This window comes from Pseudomonas sp. LBUM1661, assembly GCF_059695925.1.
The window spans coordinates 3,683,211-3,696,259 of record NZ_CP166794.1 but is presented as its reverse complement, the minus strand read 5'-3'; the positions used below and the strand labels follow the sequence as shown (position 1 = coordinate 3,696,259).

Annotated in this window: 10 protein-coding genes; 4 read left to right on the top strand and 6 right to left on the bottom strand. The window is 56.2% G+C overall.

Annotated features, from left to right (window positions below; translation table 11 throughout):
• Positions 1–119: 119 nt before the first annotated feature.
• The 4 genes from ACA057_RS16815 to ACA057_RS16800 all read right to left on the bottom strand — a co-directional run bounded on the left by ACA057_RS16815 (position 120) and on the right by ACA057_RS16800 (position 3,903).
• Complete coding sequence (locus ACA057_RS16815) at positions 120–506, bottom strand: response regulator transcription factor (protein ID WP_497340571.1); 387 nt, start codon at positions 504–506, stop codon at positions 120–122.
• A 113-nt stretch (positions 507–619) separates the two neighbouring features.
• The gene (locus ACA057_RS16810) at positions 620–1,276 is read right to left on the bottom strand and encodes a response regulator transcription factor (protein ID WP_497340569.1); all 657 of its coding nucleotides are present in this window, start codon (positions 1,274–1,276) and stop codon (positions 620–622) included.
• Complete coding sequence (locus ACA057_RS16805; protein ID WP_497340567.1) at positions 1,273–3,111, bottom strand: PAS domain-containing sensor histidine kinase; 1,839 nt, start codon at positions 3,109–3,111, stop codon at positions 1,273–1,275. The genes ACA057_RS16810 and ACA057_RS16805 overlap by 4 nt, the downstream gene beginning before the upstream one ends.
• A 192-nt stretch (positions 3,112–3,303) precedes the next feature.
• Positions 3,304–3,903: a lecithin retinol acyltransferase family protein gene (locus ACA057_RS16800; protein ID WP_497340565.1), complete on the bottom strand. Its 600-nt coding sequence runs from the start codon at positions 3,901–3,903 to the stop codon at positions 3,304–3,306.
• 521 nt (positions 3,904–4,424) lie between these two features.
• Between ACA057_RS16800 and ACA057_RS16795 the strand changes: the two genes are divergently transcribed.
• The 4 genes from ACA057_RS16795 to ACA057_RS16780 all read left to right on the top strand — a co-directional run bounded on the left by ACA057_RS16795 (position 4,425) and on the right by ACA057_RS16780 (position 9,509).
• On the top strand, positions 4,425–6,326 hold the full coding sequence (locus ACA057_RS16795; protein ID WP_497340563.1) for a potassium transporter Kup: 1,902 nt from the start codon (positions 4,425–4,427) through the stop codon (positions 6,324–6,326).
• 136 nt (positions 6,327–6,462) lie between these two features.
• Positions 6,463–7,416: a LysR substrate-binding domain-containing protein gene (locus ACA057_RS16790; RefSeq protein WP_497340561.1), complete on the top strand. Its 954-nt coding sequence runs from the start codon at positions 6,463–6,465 to the stop codon at positions 7,414–7,416.
• Between the two features lie 184 nt (positions 7,417–7,600).
• Positions 7,601–8,212, top strand: a complete 612-nt coding sequence (locus ACA057_RS16785) for an FMN-dependent NADH-azoreductase (RefSeq protein WP_497340559.1) — start codon at positions 7,601–7,603, stop codon at positions 8,210–8,212.
• A 259-nt stretch (positions 8,213–8,471) separates the two neighbouring features.
• Positions 8,472–9,509, top strand: a complete 1,038-nt coding sequence (locus ACA057_RS16780) for an alpha/beta hydrolase family protein (RefSeq protein ID WP_497340556.1) — start codon at positions 8,472–8,474, stop codon at positions 9,507–9,509.
• Positions 9,510–9,621: 112 nt separating this feature from the next.
• Here ACA057_RS16780 and ACA057_RS16775 read toward each other — a convergent pair whose 3' ends face one another.
• Together ACA057_RS16775 and ACA057_RS16770 are read right to left on the bottom strand one after the other, a co-directional pair.
• Positions 9,622–10,809 carry an MFS transporter gene (locus tag ACA057_RS16775; protein WP_497340554.1) on the bottom strand — a complete coding sequence of 396 codons (1,188 nt, stop codon included), beginning with the start codon at positions 10,807–10,809 and terminating at the stop codon, positions 9,622–9,624.
• A gap of 253 nt (positions 10,810–11,062) precedes the next feature.
• Complete coding sequence (locus ACA057_RS16770) at positions 11,063–12,652, bottom strand: ABC-F family ATPase (protein ID WP_010460520.1); 1,590 nt, start codon at positions 12,650–12,652, stop codon at positions 11,063–11,065.
• Between the last annotated feature and the right edge of the window lie 397 nt (positions 12,653–13,049).

Here is a 13,049-nt window from a genome sequence, read left to right as displayed (position 1 = left end):
GGCTAATACTTGAGTATAAGGGGGTGCATTGAGTCGGTTGGAGGAGGGCTTCGGAAAAGTGAAAATTATATGGTGCAATTAAACAGTTGGGCTTTGCCGGACGCCTCGCGGTTGTCAATTTACGATAAGACTGTCTCTCTATTTCTCAGGATTTGCTCAATACAGTCAATCATCACCTGTCCGTCAAATGGTTTGCTGAGAAAACAGATCGCTCCCGCCGATTGTGCACGTTTGCGAACCGACTCTTCCGGGTAGGCGGTGATGAAAATAATAGGGATGTCGTGCCCTTTACTGAGGAGTTCAGATTGCAGGTCCAGGCCCGTCATGCCCGGCATTTGAACATCCGAGATCAGGCAGTCGGTGCCGTAGCTTTTGGCGCAGGCGAGAAAATCTTCGGCGCAGGAAAAAAGACTGGGTTCACAGCCCATGGAACGCACCAGGCTACTGAGTGCGATTCGGCCAGATTCGTCATCGTCGACAATGGCGATCACAGGGGCTTTATTCATTGCGCAGATCCTGGCGCGACATCAATGGATTCGAAACAGCTGAAAAACTATCGCGCCAATTCCACTCTATGTGCCGATAGCCTTGAAAGAAATCATACACACGTATGTGTTGCTCAGCGTTTTGGTCCGATCCCCAGGTTTTGTGCCGTTCGAACCAGGTCTGCAAACGACTTTGCGTGCATTTTTTTCATCACATGCCCGCGATGGATTTTGACGGTGATTTCACTTAGATTCATTTCTCCCGCAATCTGTTTGTTCATCAGACCCTTGGCTGCGTAGGCCATGACCTCTCGTTCACGGGCTGTCAGCGTTTGGTAGCAGGCATGCATTTGGGCGTCCTGCTGGTCGATTTCCCGACGCTTGGCGTCCCTGTGGTGAGCAGCGGCGACGGCGTCCAGCAAATCCTGATCGCGGAACGGTTTGACCAGAAAATCCACAGCCCCGGCTTTCATCGCCTTGACTGACATGGCGATGTCCCCATGCCCCGAGATGAAGATGATGGGCAATGCGATCTTCGATTCCACCAACTGATGTTGGAACTCCAGGCCACTGGCGCCTTGGAGCCGTACATCGAGGACCAGACAACTGGGCGCACCGGGATCGGGTATTCGTAGAAATTCTGTCGGCGAGGCAAAAGTCTGCACCTGAAGCCCCACCGATCGAAAGAGACTACTGAGTGCTTCGCGCATGGGCGCCTCGTCGTCAATCACAAAGACAACAGGGCCCTTGTCCATGGGCGCCTTATCCATGGAAGCATTATTTTCGTTCATGCAGGCTCCTCATTGCTGGAGGGGAAGGACAAGTGGAATACCGCGCCTTCACCGGCTTCACTTGTTGCCCAGATGCGGCCACCATGGGCATCAATGATCGATCGACAAATGGATAACCCCATACCCATTCCGTCGGGCTTGGTAGTGTAGAAAGCGTTGAAGAGTCTGGGCATGCTTTGCGGCGAAATGCCGGGGCCGTTGTCTTTGACATCTACGCACAATTCGCCCGCGTCAGAACGCCTGAGACGCAAATGGAGCGTGCGCTGTTTACCTTTGGTATTGGCCATTGCCTGCACACCATTCATGATCAGATTGATGATGACCTGCTGGAGTTGGACGCGGTCACCAATAATCCGGGCTGTCTCGGTATCGTATTGATGGTCTAGCACAATTTTGTTCCGTCTGACCTCCCTGTCGACCAGCGCCAATGACTCTTCTATGACTTCCTGGAGATCAACCGGGACGCTTTGAGGATCGGTCTTGCGTGACATTGCCCGGATACGTCGAATCACCTCGCTCGCTCGATGGGTCTCGCTCATCATCCGCTCCATGGCACTGCGCACCTCGTCGATGTCTGGCACCTCGCGATTCAGCCAACGCAAGCCGGCAGTGCCATTGGTGGTTACGGCGGCCAATGGCTGGTTGACTTCATGTGCGATCGACGCCGCCAGTTCACCCAATGTTGTGATTCGGGTCACGTGAGCCAATTCTGTCTGCGAGCGGTGGAGCGCTTCCTCAGACATTTTTGCATCAGTCACATCCATCAGTGCCCCGATGTATTCAAAATTTCCGGCGGCATCCTGGACGGGATGAGCCAGCATTTGCACATGCTTGATCCGCCCGTCGGTCATCAAAAGCCGATATTCCACCTTGATGTGCGGCTCTTTCTGATAGGCGTGCTTGATCGATATTTTGACCAGGTCCAGATCATCTGGATGGGTTTTTTTAAGGACGCTGGACAGCAGCGGTTCCTCGTCTTCGCCGAACTCGAATATCCGCCGAGCCTCGTCGGACCAATACATCTCGCCGCTTGGGATTTTCAGACCAATGCTCCCGGTCTGACTCAGCCATTGAGCACCGGCCAGAAACGCTTCGCTGCGTCGCAGGGCATTGATGGCCCTTTTTTGCTCGGTGATGTCGTTGTGAGTGGCCAAAACCGCTTTTGGTTGATTGCTCTCGTCCCGTGACACGGAGCAACGACTTACAACCGTCACGGGCGTTCCGTCACGTCGGTGTTCCACAACTTCGCCTTCCCATCGGCCGGTTTCAATCAGCGAATTCATCATTTGCTCCCAGCTGAGCGTCAGTTGAGGCCGCAGAAGTTGTCGAAAATCCTGACCGATAGCTTGTGCTTTCGACCAGCCATACAAGGCTTCGGCGCCCGGGCTCCACGCAGTGATGATGCCATTCATGTCTCGAACGATGATGGCGTCGTGGGTTTGCGCGAGCATCCGCACCTGCTCCTGCAACTCGTCATTGGCTGCTTTGTTTTTCAGTGCCAGTAAAGTGGTAATACCGATTGCGGACAGGCTGACCAGGCAACGGGCGAACGCGTCGCTGTTGAAGTCGCTGCCATGTGAAATGAAAAACGCGGCCAACGTCAATCCAAAGCAGGAGAGCGAAACGCCAATGACACCTTTGCGTGAAAACAGGTTTACCGACATCAGAATCACGGCGACGTAGAGCACCGCTATGGCGATATGGATGGAAGTGAGTGTGTCGATGATGAAGATGGCGCCGGCCAGCGTGGCGGCGCCAAATCTCTGGAGGTGCGTATGAGGGGTGGGGTGCGCGGGATTTTTTACAGCTACCGTCGGTTCAATTGAGATTTTCATATCAATCAATAGGCCTGCTGGGAATGCAATTCATCACGGGTGATTGCAGTGAACACCCCAGGCGAAATTGCAGCAAGCAAAACCCATAGTGGATAGCGAAGTGTGTTGGTCCGTTCCGAGAAACGACGTCGCTCCCGAGTTTCTATAAGTGGAGACAGTTAACGTAAAGTAGGGGGAAACGTACGACAGAGACTAAGCAATCAAACCTGTCCTCGACGAGAAGAGCATGCGCACCAGGCCGAAAGGGCGATGGAGGTACTCGGCAACTTGTGCGCTGTAGCTATTGCCGTTGATGCACCAATTGCAAAAGTGTTCGCAGTTGTTTGACAGGATTTTGTACTGTGATTCTCCGACTCTCGACAGGGCCCGTACAATGATCTCGTCGCTGGAAAAGGCACATTGTTCCTCATGCACCCAGATGGAACTGCCGTTGCCGAAGCGATCCAGGTCAGTGACTTCGATCGGGCCGGCTTGCAGTGATGCACTCAATCCCGAGTAATGAGCGACCTTGCCATCGCCAAGGTAGATGCCGTGATGAACATAGAACTTGCGCGGACTGACCAGGTGCGATCCTGCGCTCAGGCGATCAGCGTCGCGGACTATGAAGGCTGCATGCTTTGAGTTTGCTTCCCGTGGTGTTGGCGCACTAATAGCGTTGCAGGCATGGGAACCGTTTTCAAAAAACGGGTCATTCACGTTTGACTCACATTCCATATTGACGACTGCCGAGTTCAAACAGATCGAACCCAGGGAGGATACAATGCCAATTGTTTTCATCAGTAGCTTGTTCATGATGAAGTCCTCTGGAACCTTTGAAAGTAGAGTATCTTTCCAGAGAGAAATAATCAGTCGTGCATAGGTGTGTAGCCGATAGTCACTTTATATGTGCGTCTCATACTTTTGTATTATTCGGGGCGCCGATCGAGTTCTATCCGAATCGATGATTCATCCGAGAGCCATACGCACTGGTTGAGCCAAACCTGCCCGAAGGGTTTGCACCAGAACGCTTCCCCAATCTTCCCTGCTTACGGAGAGGTATCAGTGTTGGTCAGCTTCTGTGCGGATGCCGTCCAGGTTTTACCTTCAGCGCCTGATCAAGGCAAAGACTACGTCTTGTGCCTGGCTGTTCGAATGGGTAAGGGGCGTATCTGCCATACATTTTTTACGCTTTCTTTACGGTAGGTGTTTCTACTCGCAACGATACTGGCGGCGATTTTAGATCGTCCATCCGCCGGGCCTATCAACGGCCCTGGAAAACCGCATTGCCCGAGGAAGGTATGCCTATCCTCCCCGCAATTTGAGAGAAGCGACCCTTGAGTGAAACTGCGACCGGTGCACATGAAGACTCCCATTCAAAAACGTCAGGAGTGGGCTTGCTCATCGCCGCTGTCGGCGTGGTATACGGGGACATAGGCACCAGTCCCCTGTACACGCTGAAAGAAGTATTTTCCGGCCACTACGGCGTTCAGGTAAATCACGACGGAGTGCTAGGCATTCTGTCGTTGATCTTCTGGTCACTGATCTGGGTGGTCTCGATCAAGTACGTGCTTTTCATCCTGCGAGCCAATAATCAGGGCGAAGGCGGCATCATGGCGTTGACGGCGTTAGCCCGCCGCGCAGCAGCACCTTATCCGCACACGAGCAAGGTATTGGTACTGCTCGGCCTGTTCGGTGCGGCACTTTTTTATGGGGACAGCATGATCACCCCGGCTATTTCGGTGCTCTCTGCGGTTGAAGGGCTACAGCTGGCGTTTGACGGAATAGAGCACTGGGTTGTGCCCTTGTCAGTGATCGTGCTGGTGGCGTTGTTCTTGATCCAAAAGCACGGCACGGCTCGCATCGGTATCCTGTTCGGCCCCGTGATGGTGCTGTGGTTTGTAGTATTAGGTGCGCTAGGAATCTATGGGATTTTGCAGCGCCCGGAAGTACTGCAAGCGCTCAACCCGTATTGGGGAGCACATTTTTTTATCGCTCATCCGGGAATCGGTGTGGCCATCCTGGGTGCCGTCGTATTGTCATTGACCGGTGCTGAAGCACTGTATGCGGACATGGGCCACTTTGGTCGCAAACCGATTTCACGTGCCTGGTTCATTCTCGTGTTGCCCGGTTTGGTGCTCAACTACTTTGGCCAAGGCGCCTTGATCCTGGGAAACCCGGAGACTGTGCGCAATCCGTTCTATTTGTTGGCGCCCGAGTGGGCACTGTTGCCGATGGTCGCGCTCTCCACACTGGCGACCATCATCGCTTCTCAAGCCGTGATCTCCGGTGCTTTCTCCCTGACTCGCCAGGCCATACAGCTGGGTTACGTCCCTCGCATGTTTATCCAGCACACCTCCAGCCAGGAGCAGGGACAGATCTACATTGGCACGGTGAACTGGGCGTTGATGGTCGGTGTCGTGTTGTTGGTGATTGGTTTCGAGTCGTCCAGTGCTTTGGCCGCAGCTTATGGCGTCGCTGTGACGGGGACCATGCTGATCACCACAATCCTGTCTTCGGCTGTCGTCCTGCTCCTATGGAAAACGCCGCGCTGGTTGGCCATCCCGATGCTGCTCGGATTTTTGCTGGTGGACAGTCTGTATTTCGCGGCCAACGCGCCGAAGATTTTTCAGGGCGGTGCGTTCCCGGTGATTGCCGGCATCGGCCTGTTCATTTTGATGACGACCTGGAAGCGGGGCAGGAAGATTGTTGTTGAGCGGCTGGATGAAACCGCGCTTCCTCTACCGCTCTTCATCGGCAGCATCCGTACGCAGCCTCCCCATCGCGTACAAGGCACGGCGGTGTTTCTGACGGCCAGGGCCGATGCTGTTCCTCATGCGCTGCTGCACAACCTGCTGCATAACCAGGTTTTGCATGAGCAAGTGGTATTGCTCACCGTGGTGTCTGAAGACAGCCCTCGCGTCAGTGCTGACAGAAGGTTTGAGGTCGAAGCCTACGGTGAAGGCTTCTTCCGGGTCAGTTTGCACTTTGGCTTTATCGAAGAGCCCGATGTCCCTTTGGCGTTGAGTCTCTGTCACTTGGCTGAGCTGGACTTCAGTCCGATGCGCACGACCTATTTTCTCAGCCGAGAGACGGTGATCCCGACCAAGCGCATAGGTATGGCCCGTTGGCGAGAAAGCCTGTTCGCGTTTTTGCTCAAGAACGCCAACAGCAACTTGAAATACTTCAAGTTGCCGCTGAATCGGGTGATTGAGCTGGGCACACAGGTCGAGATGTAGCGGTAACAGGCCGCTGATTCCGGTAACCCTGCGCTCAAGGAATAAAACGACACCCAACACCGGTTTCGGTGATGAGGTGTCGCGGTCTCTCTGCGATGATAAAGTCCTGCCTCCTCGAACCCGAGTAAATAAACCCGTGTACGACTTCAACGATTTGTATTTCTTTGTCCAGGTGGTCGAACACGAGGGATTTACCGCTGCTAGCCGAAAGCTAGGCGTGCCAAAGTCCAAGCTCAGCAGACGTATTGGGCAGTTGGAAGAGCGCTTGGGAGTTCGGCTGATACAGCGTTCAACACGCAAGTTTACGGTGACGGATATTGGTCAAGACTACTATCGGCACTGCCTGGCGATGCTTGTTGAAGCTGATGCTGCGGAGCAGGTTGTTGCGCATTCACGATCTGAGCCTCAAGGAATTGTTCGAATCAGTTGCCCTCCCGCCCTGGGCGCCATGGGCGTCAGCGACACAATCGCAAAATTCATGGTGTTGCACCCAAAGGTACAGGTCCAGATCGATAGCACCAATCGCAGGGTGGATGTCTTGGGTGAGGGTTATGACATTGCTCTTCGTGTTCGCTTTCCACCCCTTGAGGATGCGAATTTGGTGATGCGGGTTTTCGGTGACAGCCATCAAAAGTTAGTGGCATGCCCATCGCTGATCGCCGGAATGAAGTTGGAGTCGCCTGCGGATCTGGCTGGGCTGCCGAGCATGGATTTGGGCCCACCTAACCGTGAGCATAGGTGGACGTTTATGGGCCCCGGAGAATCAACATTTGATGTGATTCACGCCCCACGATTTGTAACGTCGGATCTCGACGCCTTACGCCGCGCGGCCATTCAAGGTGTGGGAGTGGTACAGATGCCAGAAATCATGGTCAGGCATGCTCTGGACGATGGCCGTCTAGTTGAGATACTGCCGATGTTTCCTCCTCCAAGTGGATTGATCCATGCGGTATTCCCATCCAGGAGAGGGTTGCTGCCTTCTGTTCGCGGACTCATTGATTTGCTAGCGGAGGATTTTGGCGCAAATGCCGAGGCGGATCGGCTGGCGTGTGAGCGGGCCGGAAAAATTCATCCATTGAGTGGCAAGTAAAGTAGCGGTAGGGAGCAGTCGCCTTGCGTAGTGGGCGCTGATCAGACGACGCTGAGAGTTCAGCGTGATTGTTCTATCAGTAGGACAAACTATCGCATTGTTGCCGACTAATCAGCCATTGGTTTCGTCTGTAGGATCGCCCCCATCAGATCGCCACGTAGCGATCCTCACCTGGAGATCCCACATGAAACTGCTGCATATCGATTCGAGCATTCTTGGTGACAACTCGGCTTCCCGCCAGCTGAGCAGTGAAGTCGTCAAAGCCTGGCAAACCGCCGAGCCAACGGCCGTGGTGACCTACCGCGACCTGGCCGCCGACGCCATCAGCCATTTCTCCGCGACGACCCTGGTCGCCGCCGGCACCACCGCTGAACTGCGCAACGCTGCCCAACAGCACGAAGCCGAGCTGAGCGCTTCGACGTTGGCCGAATTTATCGCCGCTGATGCCGTGGTGATTGCAGCCCCGATGTACAACTTCACGATCCCGACTCAACTGAAGGCCTGGATCGACCGCATCGCCGTTGCCGGTCAGACCTTCCGCTACACCGAAGCCGGCCCTGAAGGCCTGTGCGGTGGCAAGAAAGTCGTGATCGTGTCGACTTCCGGCGGCTTGCATGCTGGCCAAGCGACTGGCGTTGCTCACGAAGAATACCTGAAAGTGCTGTTCGGCTTCCTCGGCGTCACCGACATCGAGTTCGTCCGCGCCCATGGTTTGGCTTACGGTGATGAAGTGCGCAGCAAAGCGATGAGCGACGCGCACACGCAAATCAGCGAGCAGTTGTTCGCCGCCGCGTAAAGCGTCTGTAAAAAAAATCAAACAGCTCAAGCAACTCCCAAAAAACTCTGTATTCTGATCACGCAAGTGCCAGATGCGGAGTTTTTTGTTTCTGGTCATTTCAATTTTGTAGAAGATTCTGGCCCAGGTTATGCACTCGAGGGTTAACGTCCCCGTTTTGCAACGACCTTGGTCGCCGCGCATTTCTGGCCCAAGGCCGCTTCTTCGGTGTCTGAAGAAGAACGGGCTTCCCGGTCAAGTACCAAAGGTGGGGCATCCCATGATGCGTCTTTGTGCAACGTTACTGATTTGCCTGCTCAGCAGCCTGAATTCAGTGCACGCCGCGCCTGCGCCACACCCTCATTGGAGTGTCGGCTTCCATGAGATGAGTTTTCTCGACCCGCTGGATCTGCAGCCGATGCGGGCCATTGCCTTTTATCCTTCCAGCGATAAAGAACACGCCAGCAAACTCGAGGGTTACACCGTCGAAGCTGGCGAAGATACGCGTGTCGCCATCGGCCGTTTCCCAATGTTGATGCTGTCCCACGGCAACACCGGAACCCCGCTGGCCCTGCACGACCTGATGACGTCGCTGGCACGCAAAGGGTTTGTGGTGGTGGCGGTGATTCATCCCGGCGACAACTCAAAAGACCACAGCCGCCTCGGCACACTGAGCAATCTTTACGGCCGGCCGATCCAGATTTCCGAAGCCATTACCGCGACCTTGGGCGACCGCATGCTCGCACCCTTCGTCAATGCCGATCAGGTGGGCGTGATCGGTTATTCGGCGGGTGGCGAGACGGCGTTGATTCTGTCCGGGGCGACGCCTGATCTCGACCGTCTGCGGCGCTATTGCCAGGAACGCCCGGACGACCACGATGCCTGCAACACTCAGGGCGAGCTGATCGCCGACCGTGATGATTTGCAACCGGTGGCGGACCCACGCGTGCATGCTTTGTTGTTGATGGCGCCGTTGAGCCTGAAGTTCGGCCGTCATACCCTGGCCGATGTGCATGTGCCGGTGCTGCTCTACAGCGGTGACGGCGACAAACTGGTGGCCTTCGACAAAAACGCCGCCGCCCTGGCGCGCAAACTGCCCATCGCGCCGGACTTCAAGTTGCTGGCCGGGGCAGGGCACTTCGTATTCATGGCGCCTTGCAACGAAGAGCAGATCATCGCCATGCCGGCGCTGTGCACCGATGCCGATGGCGTCGATCGCGAAGACATTCACCGCAACATGATTTCCGAAGCCGGACGCTTTTTCTCCCGCACCCTGGGCAAACCTAATCGCGCCGGAATGCAAACCGCCGATCAATAATGCCTCTAACACTGCAAAACGCTTGCTCGCGAAGAGGCCCTGTCAGACAACATTGATGTTGAATGACACGCCGCATTCGCGAGCAAGCCCGCTCCCACAAGGTTTTGCAGTGTCAGGCCATTGCGCGGCGTTTCAGGAGAAGGGTCAAGCCGAGGCCGGTGACCGACAATAAGGCCGCGCTGAAGAAAATCCACGAATACCCCAAATTCAACGCCACCGCGCCCATCAATGGCCCGGCAATCGCCAGCGCCAGGTCGAAAAACACCGCATAAGCACTCAACCCCGCGCCGCGACTGGAGTTGGGCACCTGCTTGATCGCTTCCACCCCCAGTGCCGGGTACACCAGCGACAGGCCAAAACCGGTCAGGCCGGCACCGATCAGCGCATACCCGGTGGACGGTGCCAGCCACAGCAACACCAGGCCGACGGTCTCGATGGTCATGCAGGCAATGGCCGACGTGAAACCGCCAAAACGGCTGATGGCGGAAATAAACAACAGGCGCGACAGGATGAAACATACCCCGAACACCGTCAGGCAATACGCGGCGCCGGTCCAGCCACGATTAACGTAATACAAGGTAATAAAGGTGGTCAGGGTGCCATAGCCGATAGACGCCAGGCTCAAGCTCGCCCCGAACGGTGCAATGCGCCCGAACACCGCCCAGAACGGCAGACGCTCGCCGCGAATCACCGGCACCGACGGTTTGTTGCGAATCAGCACCAGCGCCGCCAGTGCCAGCAGCGACAGCACGATCCCCAGGCTTTCAAACCCGTACTCGGCGACCATCACCACCCCCAGCGGCGCGCCGATGGCGATGGCGCCATAGGACGCAATGCCGTTCCACGAGATCGAGCGTGCGGTGTGCTCAGCGCCGACCTGGCCCATGCACCAACTGATCGTGCCAACCCCGATCAACCCTTGGGCGATCCCCAGCAACAGCCGGCCAGCGATCAGGATCAACAGGCTCACCAGCGGAATGCTCTGGAGCAAGGTCGAGAGCAATGTCAGCAGGCCGCTCAACACAATCCCCGACAACCCGTAAACAATCGCCCGTTTGGTCCCGATGTTGTCCGACATGCGCCCGGCCATGGGGCGACTGAGTAGGGTGGCCAGGTATTGGGAACCAATCGTCAGCCCGGCGACGATGGCGCTGAAGCCGAGTTGTTCGTGGACATACCCCGGCAATACCGCAATCGGCAGGCCGATGCAGAGGAAGGCGATAAAGGTATAGAAAACGATGGAGACGATCTGCAGGGTGATCGCCGTGGAGCTTTGCGGTGGCAGCTGCTGCACAGACATGAGGGCTCGTTCGCGGGCGGCGGTAGGAGAACTGCATCATGGCAAGGGCGGGGGATAAAAGGAAGCAGGCTAACGATAATCGCCTGGCGTGAGGGACCCTTCGCGGGCAAGCCTCGCTCCTACAGAGGCAGCGCACAACCTGTAGGAGCGAGGCTTGCCCGCGAAGAGGCCATCAGCACCAGCAAAAACCTTTCACCCTGAAATGCAAAAAGCCCTGTCACCAGGACAGGGCTTTCAATTGCAGCAAGCTTACTTAGAACACAACGCCCTGGCTACGCAGGTAATCGTCATAAGTACCGCTAAAGTCGATCACGCCGCTAGGGCTCAACTCGATAATGCGGGTAGCCAACGACGATACGAACTCACGGTCGTGGCTGACGAAGATCAGCGTGCCCGGGTAGTTCTCCAGCGCCAGGTTCAGCGCCTCGATGGACTCCATGTCCAAGTGGTTGGTCGGTTCGTCCATGATCAGCACGTTCGGCTTTTGCAGGATCAGCTTGCCAAACAGCATGCGACCTTGCTCACCACCGGAGATGACCTTGACCGACTTGAGGATCTCGTCGTTGGAGAACAGCATACGGCCGAGGGTACCGCGAACGATCTGCTCGCCGCCCTGGGTCCATTGGCCCATCCAGTCGAACAGGTTGCAATCGTCTTCGAAGTCGTGCGCGTGGTCCTGGGCGTAGTAGCCCAGTTCCGCGGCGTCGGTCCACTTCACGGTGCCGGCATCCGGGGTCAGTTCGTTGACCAGGGTGCGCAGCAATGTGGTTTTGCCGATGCCGTTCGGGCCAATGATCGCCACGCGCTCGCCGGCTTCAACCTGGAAGCTGAAATCCTTGAACAGCGGCTTGCCGTCGAAGCCTTTGGCCATGCGCTCGACGATGACCGCCTGACGGTGCAGCTTCTTGGTTTGTTCGAAGCGGATGAACGGGCTGACGCGGCTCGAAGGCTTGACCTCGGCCAGCTGGATCTTGTCGATCGCCTTGGCGCGGGAAGTGGCCTGCTTGGCTTTCGAGGCGTTGGCCGAGAAGCGGCTGACGAACGATTGCAGTTCCGAAATCTGCGCCTTCTTCTTGGCGTTGTCCGACAGCAGCTGCTCGCGGGACTGGGTCGCCACGGTCATGTACTCGTCGTAGTTGCCCGGGAACAGGCGCAGCTCGCCGTAATCCAGGTCAGCCATGTGGGTGCACACGCTGTTCAGGAAGTGACGGTCGTGAGAGATGATGATCATCAGGCTGGAGCGCTGGGTCAGAATGTTTTCCAGCCAGCGGATGGTGTTGATGTCCAGGTGGTTGGTCGGTTCGTCGAGCAACAGCACTTCAGGATCGGAGAACAGTGCCTGAGCCAGCAATACGCGCAGTTTCCAGCCTGGGGACACTTCGCTCATCGGGCCGAAATGCTGTTCGATGCCGATACCCAGGCCCAGCAGCAATTCACCGGCACGGGATTCGGCGGTGTAGCCGTCCATTTCAGCGAATTCGGTTTCCAGCTCGGCCACGGCCATGCCGTCTTCTTCGGTCATTTCCGGCAGCGAGTAGATGCGATCGCGCTCGGCCTTGACCTTCCACAGCTCTTCGTGACCCATGATCACGGTATCGATCACGGTGAATTCTTCGTAGGCGAACTGGTCCTGGCGCAATTTACCCAGACGCACGTTCGGCTCAAGCATGACCTGGCCACCGGAGGGCTCAAGGTCGCCACCGAGGATTTTCATGAAAGTCGACTTGCCGCAACCGTTGGCGCCGATCAGGCCGTAGCGGTTGCCCGCGCCGAACTTGACCGAAACGTTTTCGAATAGCGGCTTGGCGCCGAACTGCATCGTGATGTTAGCTGTAGAGATCAAAGGTTTTTCCTGCGAAGCATTCAGAGTAGCTAGGGTTGCGGCAGTACCGATTCAGTACCCGTTTCCGGATTTCAAACCACGGGAAATGCATCCCGGTCAGAAGCGGAAGGTCCATCTGGCAATAAGTGGACAGCTGCATATGGAGCGCTTGGCCCGAGTCGAAGTGCGCTGAGACGGGTTCATTTCCGTCATCAACCAAGGGGGGCGCGTAATGTTTGGCGGCGATTGTACTGGTCTGGCTCTTTAAACGATAGGGCATTGAGGCCGCACGGGCGCTTTGGCGGCACCAGCGGACAGATTTTCACATCTGAATGCTAACAACTGGTTACAAACAGTGGCTAAAATGCCATTTTTCATCCTGATGCCGACCGACGGCAGTGCCTCAAGGCCGCCCCAT

Coding starts and splice junctions, on each gene's coding strand:
- ACA057_RS16815 (WP_497340571.1), bottom strand. CDS start 506: ATGAATAAAGCCCCTGTGATCGCCATTGTCGACGATGACGAATCTGGC.
- ACA057_RS16810 (WP_497340569.1), bottom strand. CDS start 1,276: ATGAACGAAAATAATGCTTCCATGGATAAGGCGCCCATGGACAAGGGC.
- ACA057_RS16805 (WP_497340567.1), bottom strand. CDS start 3,111: ATGAAAATCTCAATTGAACCGACGGTAGCTGTAAAAAATCCCGCGCAC.
- ACA057_RS16800 (WP_497340565.1), bottom strand. CDS start 3,903: ATGAACAAGCTACTGATGAAAACAATTGGCATTGTATCCTCCCTGGGT.
- ACA057_RS16785 (WP_497340559.1), top strand. CDS start 7,601: ATGAAACTGCTGCATATCGATTCGAGCATTCTTGGTGACAACTCGGCT.
- ACA057_RS16780 (WP_497340556.1), top strand. CDS start 8,472: ATGATGCGTCTTTGTGCAACGTTACTGATTTGCCTGCTCAGCAGCCTG.
- ACA057_RS16775 (WP_497340554.1), bottom strand. CDS start 10,809: ATGTCTGTGCAGCAGCTGCCACCGCAAAGCTCCACGGCGATCACCCTG.